Here is a 17,128-nt window from a genome sequence, read left to right as displayed (position 1 = left end):
CCCAAACCCCGGCACCCCAAACCCCGGCGCAGCAAACGCCCGGCCCGGCACCGGAACCGCCACGTTCCACGGCCCGATCCACCCCACGGCCATCCGCAAAATCGCCTGCGACGCCGACATCATCCCCGTCCTGCTCGGCAGCGCGGGCCGCGTCCTGGACATCGGCCGCACCACCAGGATCTTCCCGCCCCACATCCGCAAAGCCATCATCGCCCGCGACCAAGGCTGCGCCTTCCCCGACTGCACCATCCCCGCACCCTGGTGCGAAGCCCACCACATCACCTACTGGACCAACGAAGGCACCACCTCAACCGACAACGGCACCCTGCTCTGCAGCCACCACCACCACGTCATCCACAAAGAACACTGGACCATCACCACCGAAACCGGCGTGCCATGGTTCACACCCCCACCCCACCTCGACCCCCGCCAAACACCCCGACGCAACCACCACTTCAGACCCACCCGCACATAAACCCGCCCCGGACATGAGCGTGCCCCGCCACGAAACGCGCCGGGGCAGCAAAATGATCAGACCGCTTATGCGGGAGTCCCGCCGTCGACGTCTGCCATCGCCTGTTCGCGGACGGCCGCCATCCTTTGGACGACGGTGACTGCCGTGGCGGCGGCGAGGATGACGAGGGTCACCAGCAACACGACGGAAGGCAATCCCAGCCCGGTCAATCCGGTGACGAGGAGCACCGAGATGAGCCGCTCCGCGCGCTCGGCGATGCCCACATTGGCGTAGAAGCCCAGAGATTCAGCCTTGGCGCGGGCGTACGAAACCACCATCCCAAGCACTAGACAGGCCAGAGACGCGATGGCAATCGCGCTGCTCCCGCCCCCGGTGAAGAACCAGATCGCGACGCCGGCGAAAATGGCGCCGTCAGCCAATCGATCCAGCATCGAATCGAGAAAATTTCCCCACGGGCCGCTGCGCCCCTGCTCCCGCGCCATGATGCCATCCACGACGTCGGATAGCGCGAATACGGCGATCAGCAGCGAACCCCACCAAAGCTGGCCGAGGGGGTAGAGAATCAGGGCGCCGAGAACTACTCCGGCGGTCCCGACGACGGTGACGGCGTCAGGCGAGACCCCCACTTTGAGCAGGAATCGGGCAAGGGGCGAGAACAGCCCGGTGAAGAACCCTCGGGCGTGCCGATTAAGCATCCGGCTCCCCGGATAGTTCCGATTCCTCCGGCCACGCGTCCGCCACCTGCTGCCGGACCTCGGCGAGGGTCTGGGTGATGGCTTTCGTCTGGGCGATGATCGGGAAGAAGTTTCCGTCCCCACCCCAGCGCGGAACCACGTGCTGATGCAGGTGGGCGGCGATTCCCGCGCCGCCGGCTACACCCTGGTTCATGCCCAGGTTGAAGCCGCTCGGGTTGGCCACCTTCCTCAGCACCCGCATTGCGGTCTGCGTGAGCTCGGCCATTTCCGCGGTTTCCTGCACCGTGATGTCCGTGTAGTCCGGAACATGCCGGTACGGGCACACCAGCAAATGACCGGGGTTGTAAGGGAACAGGTTGAGCACCACGTAGCACGTCTTGCCGCGGCGGACGATGAGGGCCTCCTCGTCCGTGCGGCTTGGAGCCACGCAGAACGGGCAGTCCTCGTTATCGAACTGGTTCTGCCCGCCCTTGATGTAGGCCAGGCGGTGCGGAGTCCACAAGCGTTGGAAGGCATCGGGAACACCTGCCAGGCCGAAGTCATCAGTCACTTCGGCATCGCCCGGATAGTCAGCTGTCACGCCCGTGTTCTCCTGCACTGTTTCCTGTCCCCCGAAGCGTCCGACTCGTCAGCTCTCGCGGTTCTTGACGGCGTCCACAATCCTGCGGACGGCCTCGGCAACGGGCACGCCGTTGTCCTGGCTGCCATCACGGAAGCGGAACGAGACTGCGCCTGCCTCCGCGTCCTCTCCGCCGGCAATGAGGACGAAGGGAATCTTGTCCTTGCTGGCAGTGCGGATCTTCTTCGGGAAGCGGTCGGAGGAAATGTCCACCTCGGCACGGATGCCCGCAGCCTTGAGCTGGCCAACGACGTCGAACATGTAGTCGTTGAACGCCTCCGCCACCGGAATGCCAACCACCTGCACGGGCGAAAGCCATGCCGGAAATGCTCCCGCGTAGTGCTCAGTCAGGACGCCCATGAACCGCTCCACCGAGCCGAACAAAGCGCGGTGTATCATGACCGGGCGCTGGCGGGTGCCGTCAGCCGCCTGGAACTCCAGTTCGAACCGCTCGGGCAGGTTGAAGTCCAGCTGGATGGTGGACATCTGCCAGGTGCGGCCCAGTGCGTCCTTGGCCTGCACGGAGATCTTGGGACCGTAGAACGCGGCTCCACCCGGATCCGGGACCAGTTCCAGTCCCGAGGCCTCGGCTACTTCTGCCAGGGTACGGGTGGCTTCCTCCCAGGCTGCGTCCTCGCCAACGAACTTGTCCTCGTTCTTGGTGGACAGTTCAAGGTAGAAGTCGTCCAACCCGTAGTCCTTGAGCAGTCCGAGGACGAAGTTCAGGGTGGTGGTGAGCTCGTCCTTCATCTGCTCGCGTGTGCAGTAGATGTGGGCATCGTCCTGTGTCATGCCGCGCACACGGGTCAGGCCGTGGACAACACCGGACTTCTCGTAGCGGTACACAGAGCCGAATTCGAAGAGCCTGAGGGGCAGTTCCCGGTAGGAGCGTCCGCGCGAACGGAAGATGAGGTTGTGCATGGGGCAGTTCATCGGCTTCAGGTAGTAGTCCTGGCCGGGCTTGCGGACAGTGCCGTCGTCGTTCAATTCCGCGTCGATGTGCATCGCCGGGAACATGCCTTCCTTGTACCAGTCAAGGTGGCCGGAAACCTCGTAGAGGTGTCCCTTGGTGATGTGCGGGGTGTAGACGAACTCGTATCCGGCGTCGACGTGGCGTTGGCGCGAATAGTCCTCCATCGCCTTGCGGATGATCCCGCCCTTGGGGTGGAATACCGGCAGGCCGGAACCCAGCTCATCCGGGAAGGAAAACAGGTCCAGCTCCGCTCCGAGCTTGCGGTGATCGCGGCGCTCGGCCTCGGCGATGCGCTCCTGGTAGGCCTTCAGTGCGTCTTTGGTGGGCCAAGCGGTGCCGTAGATACGCTGCAACTGCTGGTTGTTCTGGTTGCCGAGCCAGTACGCCGCCGAGGAGCGGGTCAGGGCGAAGGCGTTGGAGATCAGTTTGGTGTTGGGCAGGTGCGGCCCGCGGCAAAGATCGCACCAGACGCTTTCACCGCTCTTGCGGTCCACGTTGTCGTAGATGGTGATGTCCCCGGCGCCCACCTCGACGTTGACGCCTTCACCGGCGTCGGCGGCGTCGTTCTTCTTGCCCAGCAGTTCGAGCTTGTAAGGCTCATCCTTCATGGCTTCACGGGCTTCGTCCTCGGTGACGACGCGGCGCACGAACTTCTGGTTCTGGTTGATGATCTTCTGCATCATCTTCTCGAGCTGGCGCAGGTCCTCGGGAGTGAAGGGCTCGGCAACATCGAAGTCGAAGTAGAAGCCGTCTGTGATGTAGGGGCCGATTCCGAGCTTGGCATCCGGGCGAAGCTGCTGCACGGCCTGGGCCATGACGTGTGCGGTGGAGTGGCGCAGGACGTTCAGGCCATCCGGCGAGTCGATGGTGATGCCGTCAACCTGGGCACCCTCGGGCAGCACCTGGTCGAGGTCCTTGAGTTCGCCGTCGACACGGGCAACGACGACGTCGCGGCGCTCAAAGAAGAGTTCCGCGCCGGTGGTCCCCTCCGTCACCTTGGTCTCTTCGCCATCGACGATGAGGGTGATCTGCTGGGCATCTGACACGGGTGTCTCCTATTCATTGATATGGCTTCATAGCTTGTGGCGTACGGGGACCACAGCCAGCCATCGTCCATCGTATCCGCTCCGGCTGAGGCAGCCAAAGAAGGCACGGACGGGCCGTTTTTCGTCGAGGAGATCCGGTGCCGCACGGATTCTTGGCAAGCGTTAGTGCGGTCCGTGCAAGCCGTTGAAGAGGGCTGAGGGACCGGAGTGTGGGCCAGTCTGCGAAACCGCGCTATCGCAGGGCTACGAGCGGCCTGCGCTTCTCACTTCGTGCTTCCGCCATGCGGGTTGGTGGAACAAATGCAAGTGGTGGGCCTGACGTTCAAGGGACGGGGTCCACCGTCCGTGGCTCCGGTCCTTGATGAGGGCCGTCCCGGCAATCTCCCGGAGTGTGGATATCCCGCGGACAGCCGACTGCTTGGTGGCGAAAGTCGTGGACATCGCCAGAAGCTCGCCGTCGCCGTCGCGCAGCGCAACCCTGTACCCATCGTTGGGTCCGTCGATCAGCTCAAAGTATCCAGCCATTGTGTAGCCTCCTTTGAAACCTGCGGTTGTAAAGGACACCAACCAGTTTATCGAACCAACCCTTTGGCTTGAAGCATCGCCAGCAAGGCACCGCCGTTCGGACTGCCCAGGCCCGTGCAGGGATCCCAGCCGGTCCCGGCGTGGTAGCTTCCGTTCGAGCCGACGGTGATGTCATGGAAGCCCGACGCCGGTTGCGTGCCGTTTTCATAGAGCAGCGGCTGGATCAGCCCGAAACGCCTATTGGTGGCTTGGGCTAGGCGGGCAACGAGAGCCGCCCAGAGAGGGGCCACCGCACTGGTTCCGCCGATCACCATGTCCTTCCCGTCGACGCGCACTTGGTAACCGGTCTGCGGGTCGGCGACGCCACTGACATCAGGCACGCCCCTGCCAGCCTTCCGAGGAGCAGGCTTGTGGGTGGTGTGTCCCGCGGTGCCCGACTGCCAGGACGGAACCGGAAAGACGTCGCTGTATCCTCCGCCTGTTGCCGAATTGGGACCGTCGTTCCAGACGGTTTCCGCGCTGATGACACCCGTCGAGGCGTCTGCTTGAAGACGGGTTCCGCCGCAGGCCAGCACATGCGGGCTCGACGCCGGAAAATCGGCGTGGTCCTTGTTGTCGGTTGCGCCGTCCGCACTGCCGTTGTCCCCGGCTGCTGCTGTCACCGTCACCCCGAGGGCAGCTGCGTCGGCCATGGCCTGGTCGAAGGCCGTGCGGGCTTGCGCGGTCCAGGAGTCTTCGCTCTGGCCCCAACTGATGCTGATTGCGGCCGGCGTCGGGTTTGCGTGGGATGCCGCGACAATCGCATCCAGGAATCCGGCGTCGGTGTTGGGAGCAAAGTAGACAACAATTGCGGCTTTCGGCGCCAAGGCGCCCACTACTTCGACGTCGAGGAGGACTTCCCCGTCGGCACCCGCGGGATCCTGCCCCGGTTGGTTGGCCCCGCCGTCGACTCCCACCGACGTGATGCTCGGGGTGGCGATGCCAAGGCCCTGGAAGTAAGCGTCAAGGTCTTGCTGGCCGTAACCGCCGCCCAACTCGAGGATGGCAACGGTTTGGCCCGTTCCGTCGGTTCCCGCCGGGAAATTGTAGATCTTTCCCAACTGGGGCGGGGTGTAGCTGGTTCCTGCCGCGGCGAGGGGGATGGCGCGGAACTGGGCGCGTGCCTGGGGACGGTCGTCAAGGCCGAGGACGGCAACGACGACGCCGTCGAGGGCTGCAGGTATGTGGAGTCCCCCAGTGCGATGACGGTGGGTGACGGCACTGCCGTCCGGGCTGCGGCTCGTCAGTTCGTCCAGGGACGTCCCGAAGGTGCTGCTCATCCGCTCGACGGTTCCGGCCAGCCGAATCCTGCGGCTGGCGGCGTCGGACTCCACGATGTCGAGACCAAGGGTGGCGAAAGTGCGTTCGGCCAGATCCAGGTCTGCGGCCGATGCGCCGTATCGGGAGGCCAGTTCGTCCCGGGAAATCGCTTCGGACGGAACGTCAGCCATTTCCTCCTGCCGCCTCAGGATGACCGTCACCTCGATCCGCCGGGACGGATCAACGGGACCGAGACTGTCCCGGATGCCCGGAGCGGGAGCCCGCTCCGATCCAGGCAGCGGAACGCTTCGCGCTTCCCCCGGCTGTCGATCTTCTGGAGTGTCCTGCATCGGCATTGGTGCCTCCTACGATCGCGGTGACTGAGCTCCGTCCCCTGCGATTATGCACCAGGAGTCACTTTGGCACCATGGCATGGGGGTGGAATCGCCTCGGCCAGCGGCTCCCGGATGAGCTTGGGCACGGAGGCCTGCCACGGTAGCGTGGGGCCTTGGCGGGCCATGCCACTGCAGCGGCTGACGCTGCGGCGAGTCAAAGGAGCGAACCATCAGTAGGTCACACCGAACATCAGCCCATGAAACCGACACAGCAGTTGAGTTGAACCCGGTGTTCAGCCGCCCGGGAGAATCCAGTATTTTTCCCCGGTTCACCCTTCCGGACGGCGAGTCCCTTCCTTCGACTGCCTACCAGGTGGTCCACGACGAAGCCATGCTGGACGGCAACTCCCGCCTGAATCTGGCTACGTTCGTTGGAACGTGGATGGAACCGGAAGCGTCGAAACTGTATGCCGAGACGTTCGACAAGAACATGATCGACAAGGACGAATACCCCCAGACGGCCTTGATCGAGACCCGCTGCTGGCGGATGCTCGCAGACTTGTGGAACGCGCCCGATCCCGCCAAGTCCGTTGGAACCTCAACGATCGGTTCGTCCGAGGCATGCATGCTGGGCGGCCTGGCATTGAAGCGACGCTGGCAGCATGCACGCCGTGCGGCCGGCCTTTCCACGGACAAGCCCAACCTTGTCCTCAGCTCGGCCGTGCAGGTGTGCTGGGAGAAGTTCTGCAACTACTGGGACGTGGAGGCCCGGTACGTCCCGGTGTCGAAGGAACACCAAGTCCTGGACGGCTACGAGCTGGACAAGTACGTGGACGAGAACACCATCGGCGTAGTGGCCATCATGGGCGTGACTTACACGGGGGCCTATGAACCTGTGGAGCAAATCTCGGCTGCCTTGGACGAAATCCAGGAAAAGCATGGCCTCGATGTGCCGATCCACGTCGACGGCGCCTCTGGAGCGATGGTTGCGCCTTTCCTGCAAAAGGAGACGGTCTGGGACTTCCGCCTGCCGCGGGTCGCTTCGATCAACACGTCCGGCCACAAGTACGGCTTGGTCTATCCCGGCCTTGGCTGGATCATCTGGCGTGACGAGCAGGCGCTCCCCGAGGACCTGATCTTCCATGTCAGTTACCTGGGCGGGAACATGCCGAGCTTTGCCCTCAACTTCTCACGCCCGGGCGCCCAAGTGCTCCTTCAGTACTACCTGTTCCTCCGGCTCGGATACGAGGGATACAGATCCGTACAGGCAGCCTCCCGCGACGTGGCGCTCTATCTCTCCAGCGAAATAGGGGCGATGGAGTCGTTTACCTTGTGGAGCGACGGATCGGACATTCCGGTCTTTGCGTGGCAGCTTACTGACGGCTACACGGAGAAGTGGAACCTTCACCACTTGTCAGAACGGCTGCGGATGAACGGATGGCTTGTTCCCGCGTACCCCATGCCGGAGGGACTGAGCGAGATCACGGTTCAACGGATCGTTGTCCGCAACGGCTTCACTCGAGATCTCGCATCCAGTTTCCTGGCCGACCTCAAGAAGGAAGTTGCTTACCTGGACGGTCTCACTGCGCCGATGCCCGCGGGTGGGCAAACCCAGGCGTTCCACCACTAGCCAGCAGCGTCACGCAAATCCAAGCAATTCAAGCAAGAGGAGTGCCATGTGCCGATTGTTCGGCTTGCATGCCGGTTCGCAGGCAGTTCGGGCCACTTTCTGGCTTTTGGACGCGCCGGACAGCCTCGCTGACCAGAGCCGGCGCGAGCCCGACGGCGCTGGCATAGGCACGTTCGACGGCGACGGCGCGGCCCATGTTGCCAAGCAGCCGCTCGCTGCATGGGAGGACCACGCGTTTGCTCGTGAGGCACGGGTCCTGAAAAGCACGACGTTCCTGGCCCACGTGAGGTATGCCAGTACCGGCGCGCACACCATGGTCAACACCCACCCGTTCGAACAGGACGGTCGGTTGTTCGCCCACAACGGCGCGTTCGGCGATCTTGATCGGCTGGACCAGCGGCTGGCCGAGTTCGGAGTCGCAGACCTGGTGGAGGGCCAGACCGACAGCGAGCGGCTCTTCGCACTGATCACTGCCGAGACCAGACGGGCGGATGGCGACGTCGGCGAAGGTATCACCCGGGCGATCAGCTGGATCGCCGCGGAGCTTCCGGTGTTCAGCTTGAACCTCATCCTGACGACCGCTGGCGACCTTTGGGCCGTCAGGTACCCGGAAACGCATGAATTGCACATCCTGGAACGGTTGCCTGCCCGCTCCGACGAGGAAGCGCCGCTTGACGCACGCAGCTCCCGAATCCGCGCGCACAGCAAGGAGGCCTCGCGTGCAGGACACGTCCTCATCGCCACCGAACCGATGGATGACAACCCCGGGTGGCGTGCGCTGCCCTCCGGTGCGCTGGTCCACGTCAATGCGGATTTAGCCGTAACTGTCAGCCACCCCTTCCCCGGGACTCCCGCGCATCCCCTCACGCTGGCCGATCTCTCCCCTTCGGCGGCCGCATCCCAGAAGTCGTGACCTTCGAGCACAAAACAACGCTCGGCGTCTTGCCCTGACGGCCGCGTGTTCATCATGTCGGCAGGCTCCGCCGCGCATAGGATCGATCCATGACCGCTGAAGTCGAATCCGAAGCCGCCTTCGTCCCGGCCGTCCAACTCGACGGGCAGATGAGCATCAACGACGTCCTGCTTGAGTTGGGGCGGGAACCTGTGGTGTACCCGTCCGCGAACGCCGACGCCGGCGACTTCCACATTTTCTAGGACGACGTCGGGGCCATCACGACGCCGGGTCCGTGACCTTTGCTGGTGACTTGCCGCTGAGGGAGGTACTGGCAGGGACTCCCCCACTGCGCTGTAAGTTCACTATCGTTGAGCGCATGGACAACCGGAACGACGCTCGCGATTTCCTTGCCTCCCGTCGGGCGAAGATCACCCCCGAACAGGCTGGGTTGCCGACATCGGGCGGGAACCGGCGGGTACCCGGGCTCCGTCGCGGAGAAGTCGCGACCCTCGCCGGCGTGAGCGTCGAGTATTACACCCGCCTTGAGCGCGGCAACCTTGCGGGAGTGTCTGAAAGCGTCCTGGAAGCGTTGGCCAGGGCGTTGCACCTGGACGACGCCGAACGTGCACATCTCTTCGATCTGGCCCGCGCCGCAGGAACAAGCAAGAGGCAGCGTCGTTCTGCGCCGCAAAATCTGCGGCCGAGCGTCCAGTTTGCCCTCGACGCCATCACTGACGCGCCGGCGTTTGTCCGCAACGCACGCATGGACATCCTCGCCGCCAACAGGCTCGGCCGCGCATTGCATTCGGAGATGTACGTCGACCCGGTCCGGCCGGCCAACTACGCGCGCTTCATTTTCCTGGACGAGGAGCGGGCGCGGAGGTTCTTCCCGGATTGGGAACTCGCTGCCAACAATATGGTGGCCATCCTTCGCACCGAGGCCGGCCGCGATCCCTTCGACCGCGGACTGAGCGACCTCGTAGGAGAGCTGTCCACCCGCAGCGATGAATTCCGCACTCGCTGGGCGGCACACAACGTGCGCCGCCACTACAGCGGCTTCAAGCATTTCCATCACCCTGTGGTGGGCGAACTCCGACTGCTGTTCGAAGCGATGGAGTTGTCAGCGGACACAGGACTTTCGCTGTTCATCTACCCTGCAGAGCCCGGCTCCCCTTCGGCGGATGCCCTGCGCCTCCTTGCGAGCTGGGCCGCAACCCAGGAATTGGCAGAGCAGCCTCAAACCGCTCCCGCTTCAGGTGGGGTTTAAGGGCTGCCCGGACCTACGGTCTAGGCCCTCGGCGTCCTTCATCGTCGCCTCGGTCCTCGTCCCGCTCTCGCCGGTTGGCGTCGTCCCTGTCCAGGCGGCCGCCGTCGTCGTTCCTATCCCCACGGCCGCCGTCGTCGCTGACCGAGCGATTGCCGGCATCGGGGTCCAGCTCCTCCGCCCGCCGCAGCCTGTCCTGCGAGGCTTCACTGGCACGCTCGGCAGCCCTCTGCTTCTCGGTGGCCTCCTGGTGCAACCGCTCCGCTTCGTTCTCGGCCCGGGCTGCGTCGGCCTTCGCCCTGGCGGCTTCGGCGCTGCGCTCATGGGCTCCGAGGGCATCGGTACGGGCTTTCTCGCGGAGATCCGCGGCGCGCTTGCGGTTGGCGGCGTTCTTCGCGCGGCGCCCATAAAGGACGACGGCGACGATCACCGCGATGATGACAATCGCCACCACGATCCAAATCCAAACTTGCGCGTCCATTGCAGCTCCCCTCAACGTTGGCTGTGCTTCCGCGGCGCCTGTTCGATCGTTCGGCCGACCCTGCCGTTGGCCAGCTGGGATCGGCGTCCCCGGACAGCGCGCGGATGCTGGTCTCTTGAGTCAACAACTTTGAGTGAACCATGGCACGAGTGGCGTGTACTTGTTTTCTCCGGTGGTTCCGGCGGCTTGCCGGGCTCGTCTTATTCAACGGCCGGCGATGGTGGCCGAACACCAAAGGACAGAGAGGGTTCGTCGGGGGTAGCGAGGGTCAGCACCGCTTCCTCGACGGTGTCCTCGTCTTCCAGTTCCCGTTCCACGCGGCGCAGGGCCACGGCTACTTCGTGCTCCCGAAGGTCGCCCGTGATATCCACGGCCGCTACGAGGTACAGCTTGCGCGGCCCGACAAACTCCAGGTGCAGATAGGTCAGGCGCTCGATTTCCGGGTGTTCCAGGACCCTGATCGCCATCGATTTCTCGAGTTCGGGAGTAACGCCCTGGCCGACGAGGAATCGGCGATTGCGATCTATCAACACCACCGCGATCACCCCGAGAAGGATGCCGACGAATATGGATCCGAGAGCGTCTGGAAGTGGCGATCCCGTGAGCTGGTGCAGCAAGATGCCCAAGAAGGCAATCACCAGGCCAATCAATGCCGCACTGTCCTCCGCGAAGACGGCGCGCATGGTGGGATCCGAGCTCTTGAGGACCTGCTCCAACGTGCGGCGTTCAAGCTCCCGCGCGGACGTGCGCGCTTGCCGTAACGCCTGGACGAACGACGCGCCTTCGAGAACGAACGATATTGCCAAGACAATATAGGCGACCGCGAAATCGCCGGCGGGCTCTGGTGCGAAAAGCTGTTGGATGCCGTGCATCACGGAGACCACGGCCCCCGCGGTGAAAAGCCCGAATGCGGCAAACATCGACCACACGTACGCTTCCCTCCCATAGCCCATAGGGTGGGCTACGTCGCGCTGTTTCGAGGATCTCCTCTCAGCCACCAGCAAGAACACCTGGTTTCCGGTGTCCGCCCAAGAGTGGGCGGACTCGGCGATCATCGAAGCCGACCCGCTAATAACGGCAGCAACAGTTTTTGCCGTCGCAACAAGAAGATTTGCGGCAAAAGCCAGAATCACGGTCATGAGTGATGACGATGGCACCTTGGCCCCCTTGGATTGACCCATGAAATCTACCGCCTAACGATCGAGCGGTCAGCCCTCGCGGTTGCCGAGGAATGAACGGAGGGCCCGGGCGTCACGCACCGCGTTGCCGCCGCCGTCGTTGTTGAAATAGACGAAGACCTCCTTGCCGGCGGCCTCCCACTCCGAAATCCGGTCCGCCCACCAGAGCAAGTCCTGCGCGGAGTACGACCCTCCGTAAAGGTGGTGGTGGTCCGGCCCATGCATCCTGACATAGACAAACGGCGCCGTGGCACGGAGGACGCAAGGCAACCCGGCCCCGCTCATGACGCAGTATGCCGTTTGGCGCTCCTCAAGCAGCTCGAAGACAGACTCGTCGTGCCAGCTGGGATGGCGGAACTCGACGGCCACCTTCATCCACTCGGGGAGGAGGTCTAGGAAATAGGCCAGCCTGCCGTCGTCGCGCTCCATCCCGGGTGGCAGCTGGACCAGCAGAACTCCGCGCCTGTCCCCCAGTTCATGCCACGCTGGCGAGATCCTTCCGACCCAGGTTTCCGGCGCGTACAGGCGCTTTCCGTGGGTGAGTCCGCGGGGGGCTTTGACCGAAAACACGAAACCGTCAGGTAACCGCCGTCGCCAGCTCGCGAAGGATGCATCGCGGGGCCAGCGATAGAAACTCGCGTTGAGTTCTACGGTGTCGAACTGTTGCTCGTAGTACCCGAGCCGGTTGCGGGAGGGAGTTCCGGGAGGATAGAGCACGTGCTCCCAGTGGTCGTAACTCCACCCCGAGGTCCCAACGTGGTATCCCATCAGGCCAGCCTATGGTCCAGGTTGCTTAATCAGTAAGCTGAAGACATCCGGAATTGAGGAGAGGTTGGTCGATGGCCATGCGATTCGGGTCATTCTTCGGGCTGATCGTGGTGATCTGGCTCGTCGTGGGAGCGGTAGCCGCCGGCCAGCGGGGCTACTTCAACGCAGTCCCCGCACAGTGTTCCCAGTTCGCGACGATTACGTTGAATATTGTCGCCGGTCCGCTGAACTACATGGGACTGAACCCTGTGGCAGGTTGCCAATTGCCTCGGCCATCGTGAGCCATCCGGAGGATCCGTTGCTTCCTGGTCCGGCGGCCGATACCAGGCACGAGTCCGAGGACCAGCGGATGGACCGCAACTGGAACGATCTGCTCCAGGAGATGCGCGTTCTCCAGACAGGCGTCCAAATCATCGGGGGCTTCCTGCTGACCCTTCCGTTCCAGCAGCGATTCGCCACGCTGACAGAGCTGCAGAAGTGGTGGTTCCTCCTCTTGGTTGTCCTGGCGACGATGACTACCGGGCTCATGCTGGTCCCGGTCAGCCTGCACCGGCGACTCTTCCAGCATCACGTCAAGTACCGGCTAGTGGCCGCCGGGAACACGATCGTCAAGACGGTCGTCGCTTGCGTCGCCGTGCTGATTGCAGGATGCGCCGGACTGATCTTCAGTGTTGCTGTGGGGCCCGAGGCGGGCTTCGCCGCCGCTGGCGGCATCCTTGTGGTGCTCGCCGCACTCGTGCTGCTGTACCCGCTGCTTTCCTGGTCGCCCCGGCGGCGGAAGGCCGTGCCGGACGACGTATCAGGCACGGCGCCCGAGCCGCGGGAGTCGTAGTTCGCGGCTCGCATGCCGAGGTAGTCTAGGCCTTTTCGATCAAGATAGTAAGTCTGCTGATCAATTTGCCGGAATCCATGGACAAGAGTCCGTCCGGCCTATTAGTTTCGATGTGGTGGCAAGGTCACGCGAACCGTCGAACGAAGACTGGCGTCCATCTCGTCCGGGGCCCAAGGGTCCTGCTTTTCCGAGTCCGCTCTGCGGCCGCCGGAGGAAGACGCCGTAGTAGCCGGTCCTTGATTTTCCATCAACAGGTTCAACCAGCACGGAAAGGACAGCGTGGACATGGACGAGCAGCATGGAGCCGAAGAAGCCGGGGGCTACGGAACTCCGACCCCCGCACAAGAAATGCCAGGCAACGAGGGGCAGCAGGCGAATCAGCCGAAGGAACAAGACGCCCCCGCAACAGGCGACGACGGCGACGATTCAGTCGCGGTGCCATCAGCCGATGCCGAGCTGGACGACTCCAACTCCGAAGAGAGCAAGACCGGGAGTTCTTTCTCGTCGGAGCCGAAGGGCGATGCGACCGGGCTGCCCGAGGACAAGTCCCCGAAAGACGACGACGGCGAGACATTCGACGCTGGCTAAATCGCCTGGACAACCACCAATCTCCGCAGGAACAAGCACTAGCAAGGAGCATGAACATGGCTACGGTTAATCGAACGATCGACGTGGAAGTTCCCGTTTCAGTGGCTTACAACCAATGGACCCAGTTTGAGTCCTTCCCGGAATTCATGAAAGGCGTCGAAGCGGTCGAGCAAATCGACGAGACCGCCCTGCATTTCTCCACCAACGTTGGCGGCGTCAAGCGCGACTTCAATGCCCAGATCCTGGAACAGGTTCCGGATTCCCTGGTCAGCTGGGCAAGCATCGACGGACCGCGGAACGCAGGCTCGGTAAGCTTCGAGCCCCTTGGCGCGGACCGTACCCGTGTGAGTGTGGAGATCGAATGGGAGCCGGAGAGCATTGCCGAAAAGGCCGGCTCGCTGGTGGGGATTGACGATATGCGGGTTTCAGCCGATCTCGACAAGTTCAAGAAATTCATCGAAGAGCGCGGCCTCGAGACCGGCGGCTGGCGCGGCTCCGTTGCCGCCGGCGATGTCGACGAATCCGGCGCAGCCGTACCCCGTTCGGCCACCACTTCGGAACTTCCCGCCGTCGATCCTGACCTGACGGCGCCGGCGGCGATGGAAGTGCCCGACGGCGCCGACGCGACTCGCGTCGGCCAGTACACCGAGGGCGACTACGGCACGGAACGCGTCACTGACCTGCCCGCGGAGCGCATCGAAGGCGACTACACCACGGAAGACCCGGAAGCACATCCGCGTTCGACGGATCGCTGAGCCCCGTGGGGCCTGCCTGAACAGGCCGGCCCCACGGAAGTCCGATAGGAATCACCTGACATTCCGAGGAGCAAACAATGAGTGAGTTCCCTCCCGACCCGACCCGGGACCCCAACGCCGACCCCACCCGGGAGCCTGGCCCAACACCGACGCCGGAACCGGTTCCGTTCCCCGAGCCAGGGCCGACGCCCGTGCCGGCCCCCGGGCCGGAACCGAGTCCCGGACCCCATCCCGGAACCCCCGAACCGGCTCCGTTGCCTGAGCCGGGACCTTCTCCGGTCCCCGAGCCCGGTCCGGACCTTCCGTTCCCGCCCTCTAGGCCCTTGGGCGAGCCGCCACTCACGATCTTGTGACGTGGCCTTTTGCATAGTGTGACGGAAGAGATGGAGGTCCCAGGCATGACGGTGAAACTCAACAGGAAAGCCTTTGATCATGCGAAGAGCCTTATCCGGGACAACAAAGTAGTCATCGATACCCGCGACGATTGGAGCGAGCATGCGCCGTCGACGCAGGATGAGAACGCGTTTCTGGACAAGAACGGAAGCGCCGAATATTCGAAGTGGTTTCTTGGCGTGGACGACGAGCACCCCGAAGGTCAGAAGGGCCGCTACAAATTCCCGTTTGGAGACTTCAAGAAGATTCATCGATGCGCCGTGATTTCAGGCGAAAGCAGGGCTAGCCAGCACGACCATGACGATATTCGCGAAGCCTTGGGGAACTTGCTCGAGCGGCTGAACGAGCACTAAGGAAAGGGACCGGGGCATGTTAGAAGACAGGACAACAACCCACGCCCGGTTGGAAGCCGACGAAGCGGATTCCATCCGGGCGCTGGCCACGCAATTGCGCGTGGATTCGATCAGGTGCAGCACCAACGCCGGCTCGGGTCATCCCACGTCGTCGCTGTCCGCCGCGGATTTAATGGCGGTGCTCCTCACACGGCACCTTCGCTACGACTGGGAACGCCCGGAACTGCCGAACAACGACCACCTCATCTTCTCCAAGGGACACGCTTCGCCCCTGCTGTATTCCATGTATCGGGCAGTAGGCGTCGTGGAGGAAGATGAGCTGCTGAATACCTACCGGCAGTTCGGCGCCCGGCTACAGGGCCACCCGACGCCGGTTCTGCCCTGGGTCGACGTGGCGACGGGCTCGCTGGGGCAAGGGCTGCCGGTCGCCGTCGGGGTGAGCATGGCCGGACGGTACCTGGACAAGCTGCCCTTCCATACCTGGGTGTTGTGCGGAGACAGCGAACTAGCCGAAGGGTCCATCTGGGAAGCCCTGGACAAGGCGGCCTACTACAAGCTCGGCAACCTCACGGCCATTGTGGACGTCAACCGGCTCGGTCAGGACGGCCCTACCGAACTGCAGTGGAACATGGACGCGTACTCCAGGCGGGTTGAGGCTTTCGGGGCCCGGGCCCTCATCATCGACGGCCATGACCTAGCCGAGATCGACGACGCCCTGGACCGGGCGCGGAGCGATCCAGACCAGCCGACCGTCATCCTGGCAAAGACGATCAAGGGTAAAGGTGTGCCTGAGATCGAAGACCAGAACGGCTGGCACGGCAAGGCGCTACCGGCAGACATGGCCGAGAAAGCCATAGCAGCCCTCGGCGGGCCAAGCAGCGTCCGCGTTGCCACCAGCCTTCCGGAGCCGGGTACCCCGGCAATCACGCCGGACACACACGGTGCGGTAACACTTCCGGAGTGGAAGGTTGGCGACAAAGCAGCGACCAGGGCCGCCTTCGGCGCCGCAGTGTCCGCGCTTGCGGTCCGCCCCGAAGTGGTTGTCCTCGATGGCGAGGTAGGGAATTCGACCCACGCCGGAGACTTCAAGGAGGTAGCCCCAGAGCGGTATTTCGAAATCTTCATTGCCGAGCAGCAACTCGTCGCCGCAACCATCGGCCTCTCGGTACGTGGATACGTCGCTTTCGCCTCAAGTTTCGCGGCTTTCCTCGTTTCTCGGCCCTTCGACTTCATCCGCATGGCCGGAGTCTCAGAAGTGGACATCCGGCTCGTCGGCACGCACGCCGGCGTTGAAATCGGGCAAGATGGTCCTTCGCAAATGGCCCTGGAGGACATCGCAGCCATGCGGGCGGTGCACAGTTCCACTGTGCTCTATCCGGCCGACGCCCCATCCACGGCGCAGCTTGTGAGCACGATGGCGGACACGCCTGGAATCTCCTACCTGCGGGCCACCCGTGGAGCCTACCCCGTGATTTACGGGCCGGACGAACAATTTCCCCTCGGCGGAAGCAAAGTCCACGGCGCCGGGCCCGACGACCAGGTGGCGCTCATCGGCGCCGGCGTCACGCTCCACGAGTGCCTCGCGGCCGCCGAGCAACTGGCCGAGTCCGGAATCAAAGCCCGAGTCATCGACCTCTACTCCATCAAGCCGATCGACGTCGAGACCCTGCGCCGTACGTGCCTCGAAACCGACGGCCGGATAGTTGTCGCGGAAGACCACTACGCCCAAGGCGGCATCGGCTCGGCCGTCCTCGAAGCGCTCGCGAGTGCCAACACTCCGAAACTCCATCTGGCACTGCTCGCGGTGAGGGAGCTGCCGGGGTCCGGAGAACCCAAGGACTTGCTCAACGCTGCGGGTATTTCCGCACGCCACATCGCGGCCGCAGCGCGGGACCTAGTCATGGACTGATGACAGGCAACATCATGGCGGGGGGGGGGGCCGGGCCCGCCCCCCCCGCGCGGGGGGGCCGGGGGGGGCCCCCCCCCCCGAGGGGGGGGGGGGGGGGCGCCCCCCCCGCGCGGGC

At 63.8% G+C, this 17,128-nt stretch carries 19 protein-coding genes; 11 read left to right on the top strand and 8 right to left on the bottom strand.

The features are described 5' to 3' along the window. On the top strand, positions 1–475 hold a 475-nt coding region (locus tag BMF89_RS20880; protein WP_139359769.1), incomplete at its 5' end, for an HNH endonuclease signature motif containing protein. Positions 476–540: 65 nt separating this feature from the next. Here BMF89_RS20880 and pgsA read toward each other — a convergent pair. The 5 genes from pgsA to BMF89_RS20855 form a co-directional block, all read right to left on the bottom strand. After that, positions 541–1,170 carry a phosphatidylinositol phosphate synthase gene (pgsA, locus tag BMF89_RS20875; protein WP_078108957.1) on the bottom strand — a complete coding sequence of 210 codons (630 nt, stop codon included), beginning with the start codon at positions 1,168–1,170 and terminating at the stop codon, positions 541–543. Further along, the gene (locus BMF89_RS20870) at positions 1,163–1,768 is read right to left on the bottom strand and encodes an HIT domain-containing protein (protein WP_078108956.1); all 606 of its coding nucleotides are present in this window, start codon (positions 1,766–1,768) and stop codon (positions 1,163–1,165) included. The genes pgsA and BMF89_RS20870 overlap by 8 nt, the downstream gene beginning before the upstream one ends. Positions 1,769–1,798: 30 nt before the next feature. Then, complete coding sequence (gene thrS, locus BMF89_RS20865) at positions 1,799–3,808, bottom strand: threonine--tRNA ligase (protein WP_078108955.1); 2,010 nt, start codon at positions 3,806–3,808, stop codon at positions 1,799–1,801. A gap of 243 nt (positions 3,809–4,051) precedes the next feature. Beyond that, positions 4,052–4,333 (bottom strand): YegP family protein, encoded by a 282-nt coding sequence (locus BMF89_RS20860; protein ID WP_078108954.1) that lies wholly within the window; start codon positions 4,331–4,333, stop codon positions 4,052–4,054. A gap of 47 nt (positions 4,334–4,380) precedes the next feature. Further along, on the bottom strand, positions 4,381–5,988 hold the full coding sequence (locus tag BMF89_RS20855) for a S53 family peptidase (RefSeq protein WP_253190929.1): 1,608 nt from the start codon (positions 5,986–5,988) through the stop codon (positions 4,381–4,383). Between the two features lie 208 nt (positions 5,989–6,196). Between BMF89_RS20855 and BMF89_RS20850 the strand changes: the two genes are divergently transcribed. From BMF89_RS20850 to BMF89_RS20840, 4 genes are all read left to right on the top strand, one after another. Further along, a complete protein-coding gene (locus tag BMF89_RS20850) occupies positions 6,197–7,597 on the top strand; it encodes a glutamate decarboxylase (protein WP_078108953.1) in 1,401 nt (466 codons plus the stop codon). Between the two features lie 46 nt (positions 7,598–7,643). Beyond that, the gene (locus tag BMF89_RS20845) at positions 7,644–8,510 is read left to right on the top strand and encodes a class II glutamine amidotransferase (RefSeq protein WP_078108952.1); all 867 of its coding nucleotides are present in this window, start codon (positions 7,644–7,646) and stop codon (positions 8,508–8,510) included. Between the two features lie 89 nt (positions 8,511–8,599). After that, positions 8,600–8,752: a hypothetical protein gene (locus BMF89_RS22070; RefSeq protein ID WP_171983578.1), complete on the top strand. Its 153-nt coding sequence runs from the start codon at positions 8,600–8,602 to the stop codon at positions 8,750–8,752. Between the two features lie 116 nt (positions 8,753–8,868). Next, on the top strand, positions 8,869–9,759 hold the full coding sequence (locus BMF89_RS20840) for a helix-turn-helix transcriptional regulator (protein WP_078108951.1): 891 nt from the start codon (positions 8,869–8,871) through the stop codon (positions 9,757–9,759). Between the two features lie 13 nt (positions 9,760–9,772). Here BMF89_RS20840 and BMF89_RS20835 read toward each other — a convergent pair whose 3' ends face one another. From BMF89_RS20835 to BMF89_RS20825, 3 genes are all read right to left on the bottom strand, one after another. Next, a complete protein-coding gene (locus BMF89_RS20835; RefSeq protein ID WP_078108950.1) occupies positions 9,773–10,237 on the bottom strand; it encodes a hypothetical protein in 465 nt (154 codons plus the stop codon). Between the two features lie 200 nt (positions 10,238–10,437). Continuing rightward, positions 10,438–11,418, bottom strand: a complete 981-nt coding sequence (locus tag BMF89_RS20830) for a cation diffusion facilitator family transporter (protein WP_078108949.1) — start codon at positions 11,416–11,418, stop codon at positions 10,438–10,440. 27 nt (positions 11,419–11,445) lie between these two features. Next, the gene (locus tag BMF89_RS20825; RefSeq protein WP_078108948.1) at positions 11,446–12,183 is read right to left on the bottom strand and encodes a DUF72 domain-containing protein; all 738 of its coding nucleotides are present in this window, start codon (positions 12,181–12,183) and stop codon (positions 11,446–11,448) included. A gap of 71 nt (positions 12,184–12,254) precedes the next feature. Here BMF89_RS20825 and BMF89_RS20820 point away from each other — a divergent pair, with 71 nt between their 5' ends. The 6 genes from BMF89_RS20820 (at position 12,255) to BMF89_RS20795 (ending at position 17,013) form a co-directional block, all read left to right on the top strand. Beyond that, positions 12,255–12,464, top strand: coding sequence for a hypothetical protein (locus BMF89_RS20820; RefSeq protein WP_241708503.1), 210 nt, complete (start codon positions 12,255–12,257; stop codon positions 12,462–12,464). Next, positions 12,461–13,015, top strand: coding sequence for a DUF6328 family protein (locus BMF89_RS20815; RefSeq protein WP_253190928.1), 555 nt, complete (start codon positions 12,461–12,463; stop codon positions 13,013–13,015). Before BMF89_RS20820 ends, BMF89_RS20815 begins: the two co-directional genes overlap by 4 nt. A gap of 285 nt (positions 13,016–13,300) precedes the next feature. Continuing rightward, complete coding sequence (locus BMF89_RS20810) at positions 13,301–13,603, top strand: hypothetical protein (protein ID WP_078108960.1); 303 nt, start codon at positions 13,301–13,303, stop codon at positions 13,601–13,603. A gap of 56 nt (positions 13,604–13,659) precedes the next feature. Beyond that, positions 13,660–14,358, top strand: a complete 699-nt coding sequence (locus BMF89_RS20805) for an SRPBCC family protein (protein ID WP_078108959.1) — start codon at positions 13,660–13,662, stop codon at positions 14,356–14,358. A 398-nt stretch (positions 14,359–14,756) separates the two neighbouring features. Next, positions 14,757–15,104 carry a hypothetical protein gene (locus BMF89_RS20800; protein WP_078108958.1) on the top strand — a complete coding sequence of 116 codons (348 nt, stop codon included), beginning with the start codon at positions 14,757–14,759 and terminating at the stop codon, positions 15,102–15,104. A gap of 16 nt (positions 15,105–15,120) precedes the next feature. Continuing rightward, positions 15,121–17,013 carry a transketolase gene (locus BMF89_RS20795; protein WP_078108946.1) on the top strand — a complete coding sequence of 631 codons (1,893 nt, stop codon included), beginning with the start codon at positions 15,121–15,123 and terminating at the stop codon, positions 17,011–17,013. Positions 17,014–17,128: the final 115 nt, after the last annotated feature.

It is taken from the genome of Arthrobacter sp. SRS-W-1-2016, from assembly GCF_002009585.1.
GTDB lineage: Bacteria > Actinomycetota > Actinomycetes > Actinomycetales > Micrococcaceae > Arthrobacter > Arthrobacter bambusae_A.
This window is presented reverse-complemented; position numbering and strand designations above follow the sequence as displayed.